Genomic DNA, 16,909 nt, shown 5'->3' on the forward strand with positions numbered 1-16,909 from the left:
TTTGAAGTAACATCAAAAAATCACTAAAACAGTCGAGATTCCAATGAAATCAAATAATTATTTATCATTTTTAATTGTGTTATCTGTTTCTATTTTTTTACATATCAATGAAAGCAAAGCGCAATACGGGCAAGGATATGGACAAGGAGGATACGGAAGAGGTGGCTTAGGTGGTGGCAGGCTTCCACAAGCAGGAGAAGGTATGCAAAGGAAACCAGAAAGTATGGACCCAGAAAAAATTGCTACTGAAGAAACCCGTTGGATGACCAAAAAACTTAAATTAACAGAAGAGCAACTACCCAAAATAGAGAATGCCAATATTAACTATGCTTTTAAAAGAATGGATTTTTCAGAAGAGGTAAAAAAACTTGTACCGCCTATATCAGAAGAAGTTCGTACAAAAATTAGGACAAAAGCTTTAAGCATAAAAGAAGAGAGAGATAAAGAACTGAAAGCGATTTTAACAGAAGAACAGTTTCAAATTTATTTGAAAAAGAAGGATAATTATTAAACACAAGCATGAGTCATCCCGAATTTCAAAATCATAAAAAAGCGGTCGAAAAACAAATTTCGACCGCTTTTTTATGATTGATGAACACCGAATTCCTACTGTTTGAGCGGAGCGAGTCGGTTCGCCGATGCGATTAGGAATTCTTGATTTTCTTTTGCGGTCCGCCGCGCGGTTACTTTTCTTTCATCAAGGAAAGAAAAGTAAGGACTAGACGATAATTAAGTAGAAAACCTCACAAATTGTCTCCAAAACGCACAATTTTAGGAAAAATTCGGGATGACTCATGTTTATTTTATATTTGCAACAAACTATTTACTAATTTCTAACATCGCTTTTAGTGCTTTCAAGGCTGGAATCCTTACTTCTTCTGGTACCTGAATTTCTGGTAATTCATAGAACATAGCGTTGTATAATTTTTCCATTGTATTCATTTTCATGTATGGGCATTCTGAACAAGCACAAGAGTTTTTCTCATTAGCTGGCGCAGGAATAAGCTTTTTATGAGGCACAGCCATTTTCATTTTATGTAAAATACCTGCTTCCGTCGCCACAATAAACTCCTGACAGTCTGATGTTTGTACAAAGCTCAACAATGCTGTAGTCGAACCCACAAAATCAGCTTGAGATAAAATAACCTCTTTACATTCTGGGTGAGCAATCAACAACGCATTAGGGTTTTCTTCTTTGGCTTTCTTTAATTTCTCTAAAGAAATATCAATATGAACGATACAAGCACCTTCCCATAAAATCAACTCGCGGCCTGTTTTCTTGGCTACATATCGACCTAAATTAGCATCTGGGGCAAAAATAATTTGCTTATCAGCAGGAATCGATTCTACTACTTTTACCGCATTGGATGAAGTACAGATAATATCAGTCATGGCTTTGATATCGGCCGTGCAATTAATGTAACTTACTACTACCGCATCAGGATACTTTGCTTTAAAGGCGGCAAATTCTTCTTTGGGAGCAGCATCTGCCAAAGAACAACCCGCATTTAAGTCTGGCAAAACCACCTTTTTATTTGGGTTTAAAATTTTAGCTGTTTCGCCCATGAAATGCACCCCACAGAATACAATCATATCTGCATCTGTTTGTTCTGCCGCCTGTGCTAACCCCAAACTATCCCCTAAAAAATCTGCGATTTCCTGAATCTCAGCATCTACATAATAGTGCGCTAAGATTACCGCATTTTTTTCCTTTTTCAGTTTTAAAATTTGTTCCTTTAAATCATCTCCTTTAAAGGGCACCGAGCGACTAACATAGCCTACTCTTTGTGATTCGTCTAATAAATTCATTATTAAAATTTTATACCGTAAGAAAAGACATCTTTTATTGATTGGGGACAAATTCCTCTCCTATTCACCAATCACTAATGACCCTAGTATGCTTTTAAACTCAAATCTAAACTATTTACATGGTGTGTTAAAGCACCACAAGAAATATAATCTACCCCACATTCAGCATATTGTCTGACGGTTTTTTCATTGATGCCTCCAGATGCCTCCGTAGGATATTTCCCATCAATCAATCGTACGGCTTCACGCAAATCTTCAAAAGAAAAATTATCTAGCATAATTCTATGGATATTGCCTATAGCTAAAACCTCTTGAAGCTCTGTTAAGTTTCTTACTTCAATTTCTATTCTTAAATCACGGCCTGTTTCTTTCAAGTATTCATTGGCTTGGTTGATAGCATTTTTAATACCTCCAGCATAATCAACATGGTTATCTTTAATCAAAATCATGTCGAACAAGGCATAACGATGATTTTCAGCTCCGCCTATCTTACAAGCCCACTTTTCGCAAAGTCGAAAATTGGGTGTTGTCTTACGGGTATCTAATAATTTTGTATTTGTTCCTTCCAACAATTTTACCATTGAAGCCGTATAAGTAGCAATACCCGACATTCGCTGCATACAATTTAGTACTAGTCGCTCTGCCTTAAGAATAGATTGCGAAGAACCCGCAACGGTTAAAACAACTTCGCCCTTTTTAATTGCTATGCCATCTTCAAGTAATATTTGTACTTCAAGATTTTTATCTACTTCTTCAAAAATCATTGTTGCCAAAGCCACACCCGCTAAAATCCCGTCTTCTTTCACAAGCAATCTTGCTCGTCCAGTAGCAGTACTCGGAATGGTTGATAATGACGTATGGTCACCATCACCAATATCCTCGGCTAGGGCTGTTTGAATGAATTTCTTGATATATATTGGTTCTAAATAATTAAACATTTCTGAGCAATTTATGAATGATGGCTCAAAAGTAAGAAATATTTTCAAACAGGCAGAACAATTATTTTAAGTCAGAATTTGGAAATACCAAACAAAAAGTGATAGTTTTGTAATTCAAAATGCAAAAAAATTCTCACATAGCTCGTTTGGTAAGCGTCTTTTTTATGTCGCTGGTTATTGTATTTACCGTTTTTGGTAAAACAATCAATGCTTCACAAAGAAACCAAATAGCGGTATCTAAAGTCAAAACAGAACAAACTCAGGATAATAATACGCCTAAGCAATGTTCTATTTCAGAGCTTTCGGTCATGCAGGTTTCTGTACCTGTCAACATTGATTTTGCACAAGAATTTATTTTTAGTCCCTGCGAATTTGCTTTTTTATCAGTACAACGCCCTATTCAAGCGGTTCAAAATTTAGCATTTCGCCTACCACATCTCGAAGTCCTCTTCGAACATTTTATCGTTACCAACGCCCCATAATTTTTCTCGTACATATTTTTGATAGATTCCCTATCAAAGTAAAGACGTTTTGCCATGTCTGGCTAAGCTGTTACAACCCTAATCATCCGTTTATTTACTCACAATTACTTTTTCCCTACAAAAATGCGTTATAAAAGTGCCATAGTTTGGCTGACTGGAATTATTTCGGCCTTATGTCTATTTTTTCTTTCATTCACATGGAAAGCAAGCTCAGTTCGTGAAGATGCTCTTGCTTATGCTACTTCAAAATCTGGTGAATTAGATCCTGCTAAGAAAACTCACTATATTGATTCGTTGTGGAAACAACCTATCTATTTAGGCTTTACATTACAAGAAGTAACTACTTATGCATTGCATAAAGGTTTGGACTTAGAAGGTGGTCTTCATGCCGTATTAGAGGTTTCTCCAGTAGAAATCCTTCGTGCATTATCAGGCAAAAGCAATGACCCTAACTTTATCAAAGCTCTTGACCTAGCAACTACTGCACAAGCAACTTCGACAAAAACATTCAATGATTTGTTTTATGAAGCTTTTGCAAAAATTGCTCCGAATCAAAAATTGGCAACAATTTTTGCTAATTCAATTAACCGTGAAAAATTAAATTCTAATTCTTCTGATTCACAAGTAAAAAAAGTAATTAACGACGAAATTGATGGTGCTGTTGATCGTGTTTATAAAACGATTCAAACGCGTATTGATAAATTAGGGGTTGCCAACCCGAACATTCAACGTTTGCCAGGTACCAACCGTATCCAAGTTGAATTACCAGGTGTTGATAATCCAGAACGTGCTAGAAAATTATTATCTGCTGCTTCAAAATTAGAATTCATCGAAGTAGCTGAGATTTCAGAATGGGGTCCTGGCTTAAATAGTTTGGGCGAATATTTGACCGCAGAAGAAAAAGCTAAAAAAGCGGCTACTGCTACTAAAACTACAGCAACAGATACGACTAAAGCAAGCGGCTTAGCTAGCCAGCTATCTGGTGCAGCGAAAGTAGCCAAGAAAGATTCTGCTGCGAAAGATACTACTACAGGTTCAGCACTTACTAAACTGTTCTTGCCTTTGGATGGACAAGGAAGATCTTGGGGTGTTTTCCGTAAAGATACTGCTCGTGTAAACGAATTATTCAGACGCCCAGAAGTAAAAATCATGTTCCCTTCGGATCTTCAATTCGCTTGGAATGCAATTGGAATTCCTGCTACAAATGGTGATGAAATTATTCCTTTTGAATTCTTGAAAAAAGCTGAAGGACAAAAAGCACCTTTAGACGGAGAAGTAATCACTGATGCATCACAGGATTTTGACCAAAATGGTCGCCCAGAAGTAACGATGAGTATGAATGGTACTGGTGCTAGAATCTGGAAAAACTTAACGGCTGCGAATGTTGGAAAACGTATTGCAATCGTATTAGATAATTACATTTATTCTGCTCCAAACATCAATGGGGAAATTGCTGGTGGTCGTTCTTCTATTTCTGGTTCATTCACAGTTGAACAAGCAAAAGATTTAGCCAATGTTATTAAATCAGGTAAGTTATCAGCGCCTACTCGTATCGTTGAAGATGCTTTTATTGGTCCTTCATTAGGTGCTGAAGCTATCAATCAAGGATATTTCTCGATGGCATTAGGTTTGTTATTAGTCGTTGTCTTTATGATTGGCTATTATGGAAGCCCAGGATGGATGGCTAATGCTGCCCTTTTATTCAACGTATTCTTTATTGCAGGTGTATTAGTACAAATTCAAGCGGCATTAACATTGCCAGGTATTGCGGGGGTTGTGTTAACATTAGGGATGGCCGTAGATGCCAACGTATTGATTAATGAACGTATCCGTGAGGAATTACACCAAGGAAAAGGTTTGTTAGATGCTATTAGAATTGGTTATGAAAAAGCACTTTCTGCGATTATTGATGGTAACGTAACGACCATTATTATTGGGGTTATTTTAATTATCTTCGGGTCAGGTTCTGTAAAAGGATTCGGAGTTACTTTGTGTATCGGTTTGATTACTTCAGTATTTACTGCTGTTTTCGTTTCTCATGTATTAGTAGAATGGATGGCTAAACGTGCTATCAAAGCTGGTAAAGAGAAAGACGTTACTTTTGAAACATTCATTTCAAGAGACCTTTTCAAAGGAATGAATTTCGACTTTATTGGAAAACGTAAATATTCTTATTGGTTCTCATGGGGTTTAATTGCAGTAGGTGCTATTGTATTAACTATCCAAGGTGGTTTTAACTTAGGCGTTGATTTCAAAGGTGGTCGTTCTTATGTAGTTGAATTATCTAAGCCTGTAGAAGCGGGAACCATTAAAGATGGTTTGGCTGATAGCTTTGAAGGTAAAGGCGTAGAAGTAAAAACTTTCAATGGTGATACTAAATTGAAAATTACTACTGCTTACTTGGTTGAAGATGAGTCTATTCAGGCTAACCAAAAAGTACGCAAAGCTTTAGAGAATGGATTGAAGAAATTTGCAGATGCCAAACCTACAATTGTTTCAGAATCTAAGGTAGGTGCAACGATTGCAGATGATATTTTAAGACAGTCATTCGTTTCTATTTTCTATGCTTTAGTAGGTATCTTTATTTATATTCTATTGCGTTTCCGTAAATGGCAGTATTCATTGGGTGGTATCATCGCTCTTTTACACGATTCATTAGTGGTATTAGGAATGGTTGGTATTACTCGCTTATTCGGTTTTGAATTAGAGGTTGACCAAATCTTTATTGCTGCTATTCTGACGGTAATTGGTTACTCTATTAACGATACCGTGGTAGTATTCGACCGTATTCGTGAAGAAATAGGCGTTGATGCAGACCTTAGTGATAAAGAATTGATGATTAAGACTATCAACCAGTCTATCAACCATACCATGAGCCGTACCGTAATGACAGCTACTACAGTATTCTTGGTAGTAACGGTATTATTAGTATTCGGTGGAGATATTCTAAGAGGTTTCTCTTTTGCTATGTTCGTCGGTGTAATATTTGGTGCTTATTCTTCAATCTTCGTAGCTGCACCAATCGTTATCGATTTAGGTACAGGCAAGAAAAAAGTTGCCCCTGCTACAAAAGCTTAATTTTTAATTCAAAAGACCTGCTAGTTTCATTACTTGCAGGTCTTTTTTTGTTTTGAGACGAAATATTCTGTATCTTCAAAGATGTTTAAACAAAATATACTTTCGTATAATTAGACATTTGTACTTTTTTAGGAAGAAAAGCTTTTCTTTGATACAAAAAGCATATTAATCAAGTAACCAAAATCTAAAAATCACTTCAAATTCACACAAAAACTAAAACCCTATGAGCAACAGTATTTGGCGTAAAAAACCTATGTCAGCATATGAAGCTGATATTAAAAATAATAAATTAAATAAAGTGCTTGGTAAATGGAGCCTTACAGCAATCGGTATCGGAGGTATCATTGGTGGAGGTATCTTCGTATTAACAGGTACTGCTGCACATTATCATGCTGGGCCTGCTTTGGCATTATCATTTGTTGTAGCAGGAATTGGTTGTGTTTTTGCTGCATTATGTTATTCTGAGTTTGCCTCAATGTTACCTGTAGAAGGTTCTGCGTATGCATATGCATACGGCACAATGGGTGAAATTTTTGCATGGATAATTGGCTGGGGGTTAATTCTCGAATATGCCATGGGAGCAATGACCGTCGCCGTAAGTTGGTCCGGCTACTTTAATAAGCTACTGCATCTCTTCGGCATTACGATGCCATATTACTTAACCAATGACCCTTTTTCTGGTGCTCAGTATGCCATCGATAATAATATAACAGAACCCGCATCATTTTCTTTTAACTTGCCTGCTTTCTTAATTACATGGCTTGTTACTTGGATTCTAGTAAAAGGTGTTAAAGAAGCTGCAAACACAAACAACTTAATTGTAATCCTTAAATTATCTGCTATCTTATTTGTTATCATTGTAGGTGTATTCTTTGTAAATGTGGATAACTGGCATCCATTTATTCCTGAGCCTGAAATGGTAAAACACGCAGATGGCAAGATGCAAGAAGCTTATGGTATCAAGGGTATCTTAAGTGGTGCTGCTGCTATTTTCTTTGCTTACATTGGTTTCGATGTTGTCTCTACTTCAGCAGGTGAAGCCATCAATCCTAAAAAAGATATTCCATTTGCCATTATTGCTTCTTTAGCTATCTGTACTTTATTGTACATTTTAGTTTCATTAGTACTTACTGGTATGCTTAACTACAAAGATATTACAGGCGATGCACTAAAAGCACCAGTAGCTTATGCTTTCGACCAAGTGGGACAGCCTTGGGCAGTATTTATCATCACTACTGCTGCTACTGTAGGTTTGGTTTCTGTAATGTTGGTGATGATGCTTGGACAAACACGTGTATTCTTAGGAATGGCAAAAGATGGTTTATTACCTGATTTCTTCAGCAAAATTCACCCTACTTTCCAAACTCCTTGGAAAAGCACATTGTTAGTAGGGTTAGTAGTTTCTTTAGTAGCCTCATTTACTCCTATTGGTGTACTAAGTGATATGACTAGCTTCGGAACACTTTTTGCCTTTGCAATGGTTTGTTTAGCGGTATTAATTTTACGTCAGCGTGAACCTAATCGTGATCGTCCTTTCAAAACTCCTTTATTGATGTTAGTTGCTCCGCTTGGTATTATTACCAACGTAGCATTAATGTCTTTATTAGATAGCAAAGCTCAATTGTTTGCATTTGTTTGGATGGGAATTGGACTAGTAGTATATTTTATTTACAGCAAAAGCAAAAGTAAACTCAACGAAATAGAATAATATATTATTCTTTTAGTTTGATTTTAAGACCTCACAGAAAACAAAATTCTGTGAGGTTTATTTTTTTATGAGTAATTTTGCGACTTGATTAGTTTTTTAGGACTGAGTTATTATTGCTCAGTCACTTATTTATAGATTGACAATGGCAACCATACAAGAAGAAATACATAAACGCCGTACTTTCGGTATTATCTCTCACCCCGATGCAGGGAAAACTACGCTCACAGAAAAATTGCTTTTATTTGGTGGAGCTATCCAAACAGCTGGTGCAGTAAAATCAAATAAAATTAAAAAAGGAGCAACCTCCGATTTCATGGAGATTGAGCGCCAGAGAGGTATTTCAGTTGCTACTTCGGTAATGACATTTGAGTACAATAACCTTAAAATCAACATCCTAGACACACCCGGTCACAAAGATTTTGCTGAAGATACTTATAGAACTTTAACAGCCGTTGACTCAGTAATTTTGGTTATCGACTGTGTAAAAGGGGTTGAAGAGCAAACAGAAAGACTGATGGAAGTTTGCAGGATGAGAAATACGCCTGTAATTGTTTTCATCAATAAAATGGATAGAGAAGGGCAAAATCCTTTTGATTTATTGGATGAATTAGAACAAAAACTGAACATCAAAGTACGTCCACTTACTTGGCCTATCAATATTGGTTCAAACTTCAAAGGTGTTTATAATATCTATGAAAAGTCGCTGAATATTTTCAATGCCAACAAAACTAAAATTGAGAAAGAAGTAGTTGCTGTTGACATCTGGTCAGAGGAATTAGATAAGAAAGTAGGAGAAAAAGATGCCAATCAATTACGTGAAGATATTGAATTGATTGAGGGAGTTTATGGCGATTTTGACAAAAGTGTTTATCAGTCTGGTGAAGTAGCTCCTGTATTCTTTGGTTCTGCTGTTAATAATTTTGGTGTGCAAGAATTGTTGGATACTTTTACAGAAATAGCACCAAGTACACAAGCAAGAAAAACAGACGTAAGAATTGTTGAACCAGAAGAAAAGAAGTTCACTGGTTTTATCTTTAAGATTCACGCTAATCTAGACCCTAAACACCGTGATAGAATTGCCTTCTTGAGGGTATGTTCTGGAACATTCGAACGTAATAAATTTTACAAGCACGTTCGTTTAGACAAAAATCTTCGTTTCAACAACCCATACAACTTTATGGCACAAGAAAAGGAAGTAATCGACGAAGGCTTCCCAGGTGATGTAGTGGGTTTATATGATACTGGTAACTTTAAAATTGGAGATACACTATCAGAGGGAGAAGTATTACAATACCAAGGTATCCCGAGTTTCTCGCCTGAAATATTCAAGGAATTGATGAACCTAGATCCGATGAAATCGAAACAGTTGGAAAAAGGGATTCAACAATTGACAGACGAAGGAGTAGCACAGTTATTTGTACAACCACATTTAGGCAATAGAAAAATAGTAGGTACAGTTGGGGAACTTCAATATGAAGTAATTCAGTATCGTTTAGAACACGAATACGGTGCAAAATGTCGTTTTGATCATCGTGATATAGCTAAAGCTTGTTGGGTAACTTCAGACGACGAAAAGAAGCTAGCAGAATTTGTTCGTTTAAAGGCACAAAATATTGCCCAAGATAAAGATGGAAATTTTGTTTTCTTGGCAGAATCTGAATGGATTTTAAGGATGAATATTCAGAATAATCCAGATATTCAATTCCACTTTACCTCAGAATTCAAGAGAGCAGTAGAAGCATAAAACAAAAATGGCGAGAAAAAATTCTCGCCATTTTTGTTTAAATATGTGTTTATTACTTCAAGCCCAAATCTTCTTGAATAGCCGAAACTTTCAATTTCAATTTTGCCAATACTGTTTCAAAGTCCTCTGCTTTTTCTAAAGGCTCGTTTACTGAAACATAAAACTTGATTTTAGGCTCAGTTCCTGAAGGACGAGCAGATACTTTTGTACCATCTGCTAAAACCAATTGAATTACGTTTGAAGCTTCCATACCTAACCCAGTTGGAATATTTGTTACCACTCCAGACTTCAAATCAGTTGAAGTAAGATTGGTATAATCAATTACGGTTACTGGTTCAGAACCTGCTACTGTAGCTGGCACATTGCTACGCAAATCAGCCATCATTTTCTGAATTTCTTCCGCTCCTGCTTTTCCTTTTTTCGTTAACGAAATCAAGCCTTCGTAATAGAAATTATTTTCCATATACATGCTCGTCAAGAAATCAAATAACGACTTGCCATTATCTTTAGCATAAGCTGTTAATTCAGCAATCATGGCACATGAAGCAATCGCATCTTTATCACGAACGGCATCACCAATTAAATAGCCATACGATTCTTCGCCTCCGCCAATAAATTTCTCTTTACCTTCCAACTCACGAATTACAGCAGCAATAAATTTAAAGCCTGTTAAAGTATTATAACATTTAACACCATGTGTTTCGCACATTTTATCAATGATGTTGGTCGTAACGATGGTTTTAGCAATAAATTCTTTACCCGTCAGTTTTCCAGCTTTTTTCCAAGCATCTAGTAAATAATAGATAATCAAACTTGCCATTTGGTTACCATTCAACAATACCCATTCTCCTGCTGGATTTTTTACCGCAGCCCCTACTCTATCAGCATCAGGGTCTGTAGCGATTACCAAATCAGCATCAATTTCTTTTGCCAAGTTCATGGCCAAAGTCATTGCTTCTGTTTCTTCAGGGTTTGGATAGATTACCGTTGGGAAATCTCCGTTAGGTTCAGCTTGTGCTGCTACTACGTTTACATCTTCAAAACCTAATAATTTTAAGGCTTTTGGCACAAGGGTAATGCCTGTTCCGTGAATAGACGAATAAACAATTTTCAAATCTTTCTGACGCGTAATTACATCAGGGTTGATTGAATTTGCTTGAATAGTTTTCAAATATTCTGCATCAATTTCTTCACCGATTAATGTAATTAAATCTGGATTACCCGTAAAATTGATTTCATCTACTGATTGGATTTTGTTTACTTCAGCAACAATATTCTTATCGTGTGGTGCTACTACCTGCGAACCATCGTTCCAATAGGCTTTATAACCATTGTATTCACGAGGGTTATGCGAAGCCGTAATCACCAGCCCTGCATTACACCCTAAGTATCTCACTGCAAAAGATAATTCAGGCGTTGGACGTAATTCTTTAAATAAAAACACTTTAATACCATTGGCCGAAAAAATATCCGCAGCTACTTTAGCAAAAAATGAAGCATTGTTTCTTGAATCATGAGCGATAGCAACACTAATGCTTTCTCCTGTGAAATTCGCTTTGAGGTAATTAGCAAATCCTTGTGTAGCCGAACCAACCGTGTATTTGTTCATACGGTTTGAACCTACACCCATTTCACCACGCATTCCACCCGTTCCAAACTCTAGGTCTTTATAAAAAGAATCTGTTAACTCTGTCTCTTTTCCTTCATCTAAAAGTTGTTGGATTCTGGTTTTTGTATCTGCATCATAGTTTCCCGAAAGCCACAAGTTAATTTTTTCTTGGGTAAGTGCGTCTAAGCTAGCGATCATAATATTATTTGTTAAGTTAAAGTCTGAGATTTTTCGACCAACAAATATAAAAATTATTTATTGTTTTGAGTACTGTTCTATAGCTTTAGTCAATTGAGATTTATTGAACGGTAATTTTTAGGAATAAGCCAATAAAAAATAGGGTTTTAATAAAACACAGGGATTTCTAAGAACCTCGAGGATTAAATACCCCGATTTTGTGCAAATGATACAATAGAACAACCTGCTAAAAAACATTATTTAACTATGTTTTCAATGTATAAGCATTAAGTTCATCAGAGTTGTTTAAACTGTAACCCAATTGATGAAATACCAATAAGTCATTTTAGGCAGACTATGAATAGCAAAACATCATAATATGTTGTAAAATTAAAAATAGTATACATATTACCGTCAATCGCTATACAGCTATTATATATAGCATTTCTACTCGATACTATTATGCTATCGCAATACTTCTATTTCAAAAAATAGTTATATTTACTTATACTATTATATAAAATAAAAATTATCTTTAGTATCGAATACTCTTCTATTGTTTTAGCAAATACTTATTTAGTAAACGGAGTTTTTGGGTGATAACAAAATAAAAACCATGTTTTGTCAAAAAAAACGCAACAAAATAATAGCAATATATGTTAATTTTAAAATAATAAATTATCAATATTCGTTTATATATTGATTAAAAAGTATGAGGTCTAAAGTAAAGTCAAACCTACCTAATTCATTTTTTTCTAACTAAACATTCGAAACTTTAAAAAACAAAATCAACAACATGAACAGAAAACTACTAATGATTTTTGTACTGATGCTGACTTTAACGCTAAAAATAGCGGCTCAGGACAGAATTATCTCCGGAAAAGTGACTTCATCTGAAGATGGGGCAATACTTCCAGGTGTGAGTGTGTCGGTAAAAGGTACATCCAGAGGAATAACTACTGGTGCAGATGGTTCTTATAAAATTAATGTCCCTAACAATGCTAAAATAATATTTGGTTTTGTAGGGTTTATTAAGCAAGAAGTGATTGTTGGCACTAAAACCATCATTGATGTTGCATTAGTACAAGACGTTACTGATATTGAAGAAGTAGTAGTAGTAGGTTATGGTACAACTAAAAAGCAAAACCTTACAGCATCTCAAGCAAATATTTCTGGGAAAGCCCTAGAGGGTAAACCTGGGGGTACATCATTCGATAATCTTTTACAAGGTAAGGCTGCTGGTTTACAAATTATCGCTATAAATGGACGTCCTTCAGGACAGTCTTTCATCCGTATTCGTGGTGAGAGCTCTCTATCTGCTGGTTCTCAACCATTAGTAGTAATTGATGGTGTGCCTGTAGGTAATAGTGAAGCACAAGGAGGTATTAATATTTTAAATACCATTAACCCCAACGAAATTGAAGATGTACAAGTATTAAAAGATGCTTCATCTGCTGCAATTTATGGTTCTAGAGGTGCTGGCGGAGTAATTTTGGTTACAACAAAACAAGGGAAAAAAGGATTACCAAAAATTACCTACTCTTTTCAAGCGGGTTACTCTGAAAAAACTCCTGATAATTTCAAAATGATGACTTTTGATGAAAAGCTACGTTATGAAAAAGATTTGGGTTATACCAATGGTTATTTTCAAGATGATGTAACGACAATGACCGATGCTGAATACCAAACAGAAGTAACTAGATTATCAGCAGGTAAAACAGATTGGTTTAAGACTCTTTTACAAAAAGGGCAATTAAGAACACATCGTTTTGGTATTAGTGGAGCAAATGATTCATTTTCTTATAATATCAGTCTGCAAAGTTCTAATGTTGGAGGTTTAGTAAACGGATCTAATTCTGATGTGAAAGGAGGAAGAGTCAACTTGGAGTATCGTGCAAATAAATGGTTAAAAACTGGAAGTAACTTACAATTTGCATCTATACAAACCAACGAACAAAGAGATCGTTATAATGTACAAAATCCTTTCTATGCTATTTATGCTTATAATCCTTATGAACCAGAATTTAATGATGATGGTACTTACAACCTAACAGCAAATGGGTTTAGTATCTCGGAGGCAATAGTAAACAATACTGAAAAACAAACAATTGTAAATGGGTTGGGTAGCTTTTATCTAACATTAACACCTATAAAAAACCTAGATATTCGTTCACAAATTGGCTTAATTTACACAGACTACTACAGAGAATATTTTATAAAACCTAATTCAATTCTTGATCAATATGTGGGAGACCCAGCAGCGAGAGGTTCAAAAACAGATAATGGTTCACAAGGATTCAATTATGTTTTCACTAATACTGCTACTTATTCCAAATCTATTGACAATACCCATAATTTCAAAGTATTGGGTGGGATAGAATTTACAAGAGACAGAGCAAGAGCTTTCTCATTGTCAACAAAAGGATATCCTTCTGATAAAGTTAATACTCAGGACAATGCTTCAACACCAACAGGTGCAACGACTAGTAAATCAGATTGGGCATTGTATTCGCTATTTGGTCGTATCAACTACGATTTTAATCAAAAATATTTTATTGATTTTTCTGGTCGTCGTGATGGGTCTTCTCGTTTTGGGGCAAACAATCGCTATGGTTTATTTGGTGCTGTTAGTGCAGGATGGCATTTAGATAAAGAATCATTTATTCAAGACTTAACTTTTATCAATTCATTAAAATTAAGAGCTAGTTATGGTTTAACAGGTAACGACCGTATTGGTAACTATACATCATTAGGATTGTATCGTTACAGCAGTTATGGTTTAACATCTGCTACTTTCCCATCACAAGTAGCAAACCCAGATTTAACTTGGGAAAAACAAACTGCAACTGATATTGGTTTAGATTTCTCTGTAATGAATAATCGTCTTTACGGCACAATAGACTGGTACACGAAGAAAAGTTCCTCGTTACTTTATGAAAGACCTCTCTCTACAACAACTGGTTTCCAATCAAGAATTGAAAACGTAGGAGCTGTACAAAACAGAGGGGTTGAATTGACAGTTGGATACAAAATTATTGATAACAAAGATTTTAAATGGGATGTAAATGTAAACTACTCTATCAATAAGAATAAGGTTACAGCACTTACAGAAGATGGTATAATTCGTCCTGGAGGTCTTAGCAAGCTTCAAATTGGTCAACCAGTTGATGTATATTTTATGACTCGCTATGCGGGTGTAAATTCAGCTACGGGAGCACAACAATTTTATAACGTTAATGGTGAAGTGGTAGAGAATTACTCTCCAAGCGATGCAGTAATTTTAGAAGGCAAATCTCGTTTAGCAACTCGCTTTGGTAACTTCCACACAGATATTAGCTATAAAGGTATTTCGTTAGGTGCTGATTTATATTACTCTGGTGGAAACTATATCTTTAACTCAATGTGGAATGATTTGACTTCTGACGGTGAATACATCTATAATAACCAAGCAGCAGATGCCTTGAATTATTGGAAAAAACCAGGTGATACTGGCGTATTACCCGTTCCAACTGGCATTAGCTATACAACAGATCGTTATTTACAAAAAGGTGATTTTATCCGTTTAAGAAATGTTACTTTAGGATACACTATCCCTTCATCTATTACCAAAAAAGCGAAAATACAATCAGTTAGAATTTATGCACAAGCACAAAACTGGTGGTATTATGCCTTTGAAGCAAAAGGTGACCCAGAAGTTGGTTTTGGACAAGCAGAAAGTACTGGAGGACAAACACAAGGATTATTCCGTGGTTATAGCTATCCTGTAACACGTCAATTAACATTCGGCATTGATTTAACCTTCTAAATTCATCCATTAAACAGACTTACAAAATATGAAAAAATATATTTTAACTCTTAGCATTTTTACTCTGATTGGAGTAACAAGCTGCAGCGATAAAGAACTTGAACTAGGTCCATATAACTCAGTAACTGATACGCAAGCATTTGAGACAGAATCTGATTTTACCAATGCAGCACAAGGTATGTATGCCCGTGCAGTAAGTGGTTTATCAGGTTTATCAGGTGGTTCATATTATGCGGGTTCATCAATTAGTCTGCCTGATATTATGTCAGACAATGCTATCATGAGCCGTACTGGTCGTTTATCAAATCGTTTTTTCCATGAATGGCGTTATAATGGTGACAATGCTTGGGACTTATGGACACAAGCCTATTCATCTATTCGTAGGGCCAATGGTATTCTGGTAAACATTAATAAATTATCAGATGGTACAGCCAAAAACAACTTTAAAGGTGAAGCTTTAGCGGTACGTGCCCTTGCTCATTTTGATATGGTTAAATTATACGGAAAAGCTTTTACACAAGCAAGCGATGCTGATTTAGGTATTCCTTATGTAACAAGTACTGATCCAACTGCTAGACCTGCCCGTGAAACGGTTAAATCAAATTATGCTAAAATAGAAGCAGATTTGGTAGAAGCCGCAACGCTAATCGGAAGCGGAAATGGCATCTATCGTTTCAACAAAGCAACAGTCTATGCTCTACTTTCACGATTGTATTTGTATGAGGGTCAATGGCAAAAAGCCGCTGATGCTGCCACACAATCATTAGCATTGAGTTCAAGCCCTGGGTCGATTACTAATTTTGCAAATATCTGGAAAGATGCAAGTAACGACGGCTTACTATTAAAATTACAAATTGTAGATAAAGATGCCGTTTCGCCAGGTGTTGAATACAGCCAAAGTTCTGCTTCGGGTGTTCGCTCTGAATATGTAATTGATTATGATTTCTTTAAATTATACAAAGACAATGATGTTCGTAAAAATGCGTACATTGGTTCAAGTACTTTTGGTGGATTCAAATACAACAATATCATCAAATATTTTGGCCGTGCTACAGGTAATGCCAACGTAGTTGACCCTAAGGTAATCAGGGTTGCAGAGGTATTATTAAACCGTGCAGAAGCTTTGGCACAATTAAACAAAGATGCTGATGCTTTAAAAGATTTGAATACATTAAGAGCAAGTCGCTATGTAGGTTTTGTCGCCGCTGATAATCAAGAAGGTGGTAATGCGTTGAAGGCTGAAATTGACTTGCAAAGACGCCTTGAACTAGCATTTGAAGGTCATCGTTTCTTCGATATTAAGCGCAAAGGTTTAGCCATAGTTCGTTCAAACTGGGGTGATAGATTCGATGGAACTGGAACAACCTATGGCTTTAAAACGTTAGCTGCTGGTGATCCTAAGTTTCAATTACCAATACCAACCAACGAAATTCGTACAAACGCGAACGTTGCTCAGAACCCTGGATATTAATAGTTGAAAATTATTTTATTAAAAAGGCTTTCTTCATATAAAAAGAAAGCCTTTTTTTTCGTTTATCTAATAGCTATCTATGGATTAA

The 16,909-nt window shown here is 35.9% G+C and carries 10 protein-coding genes; 7 read left to right on the top strand and 3 right to left on the bottom strand.

The window, feature by feature from the left end:
- Nucleotides 1–43: 43 nt before the first annotated feature.
- Nucleotides 44–511 (top strand): hypothetical protein, encoded by a 468-nt coding sequence (locus VB264_RS02540; RefSeq protein ID WP_323246483.1) that lies wholly within the window; start codon nt 44–46, stop codon nt 509–511.
- Between the two features lie 308 nt (nt 512–819).
- Here VB264_RS02540 and nadA read toward each other — a convergent pair whose 3' ends face one another.
- A complete protein-coding gene (gene nadA / locus VB264_RS02545) occupies nt 820–1,812 on the bottom strand; it encodes a quinolinate synthase NadA (RefSeq protein ID WP_323246700.1) in 993 nt (330 codons plus the stop codon).
- 80 nt (nt 1,813–1,892) lie between these two features.
- Nucleotides 1,893–2,747 (bottom strand): carboxylating nicotinate-nucleotide diphosphorylase, encoded by an 855-nt coding sequence (nadC, locus tag VB264_RS02550; protein WP_407654639.1) that lies wholly within the window; start codon nt 2,745–2,747, stop codon nt 1,893–1,895.
- A gap of 119 nt (nt 2,748–2,866) precedes the next feature.
- Between nadC and VB264_RS02555 the strand changes: the two genes are divergently transcribed.
- The 4 genes from VB264_RS02555 (at nt 2,867) to VB264_RS02570 (ending at nt 9,759) form a co-directional block, all read left to right on the top strand.
- The gene (locus VB264_RS02555) at nt 2,867–3,229 is read left to right on the top strand and encodes a hypothetical protein (protein ID WP_323246486.1); all 363 of its coding nucleotides are present in this window, start codon (nt 2,867–2,869) and stop codon (nt 3,227–3,229) included.
- A gap of 123 nt (nt 3,230–3,352) precedes the next feature.
- Complete coding sequence (gene secDF / locus VB264_RS02560) at nt 3,353–6,307, top strand: protein translocase subunit SecDF (protein ID WP_323246488.1); 2,955 nt, start codon at nt 3,353–3,355, stop codon at nt 6,305–6,307.
- A gap of 223 nt (nt 6,308–6,530) precedes the next feature.
- The gene (locus VB264_RS02565; RefSeq protein WP_323246490.1) at nt 6,531–8,015 is read left to right on the top strand and encodes an APC family permease; all 1,485 of its coding nucleotides are present in this window, start codon (nt 6,531–6,533) and stop codon (nt 8,013–8,015) included.
- Nucleotides 8,016–8,157: 142 nt separating this feature from the next.
- The gene (locus VB264_RS02570; protein WP_323246491.1) at nt 8,158–9,759 is read left to right on the top strand and encodes a peptide chain release factor 3; all 1,602 of its coding nucleotides are present in this window, start codon (nt 8,158–8,160) and stop codon (nt 9,757–9,759) included.
- Nucleotides 9,760–9,811: 52 nt separating this feature from the next.
- On the opposite strand, the gene VB264_RS02575 is transcribed toward VB264_RS02570, so the two are convergent.
- Nucleotides 9,812–11,566 carry a phospho-sugar mutase gene (locus VB264_RS02575; protein ID WP_323246493.1) on the bottom strand — a complete coding sequence of 585 codons (1,755 nt, stop codon included), beginning with the start codon at nt 11,564–11,566 and terminating at the stop codon, nt 9,812–9,814.
- Nucleotides 11,567–12,341: 775 nt separating this feature from the next.
- On the opposite strand from VB264_RS02575, the gene VB264_RS02580 reads away from it, so the two are divergent.
- Both VB264_RS02580 and VB264_RS02585 read left to right on the top strand, forming a co-directional pair.
- Nucleotides 12,342–15,350 carry a SusC/RagA family TonB-linked outer membrane protein gene (locus tag VB264_RS02580; RefSeq protein ID WP_323246495.1) on the top strand — a complete coding sequence of 1,003 codons (3,009 nt, stop codon included), beginning with the start codon at nt 12,342–12,344 and terminating at the stop codon, nt 15,348–15,350.
- Between the two features lie 28 nt (nt 15,351–15,378).
- Nucleotides 15,379–16,821, top strand: coding sequence for a RagB/SusD family nutrient uptake outer membrane protein (locus tag VB264_RS02585; RefSeq protein ID WP_323246497.1), 1,443 nt, complete (start codon nt 15,379–15,381; stop codon nt 16,819–16,821).
- Nucleotides 16,822–16,909: the final 88 nt, after the last annotated feature.

This window comes from Arcicella aquatica (assembly GCF_034928825.1).
GTDB lineage: Bacteria > Bacteroidota > Bacteroidia > Cytophagales > Spirosomataceae > Arcicella > Arcicella aquatica.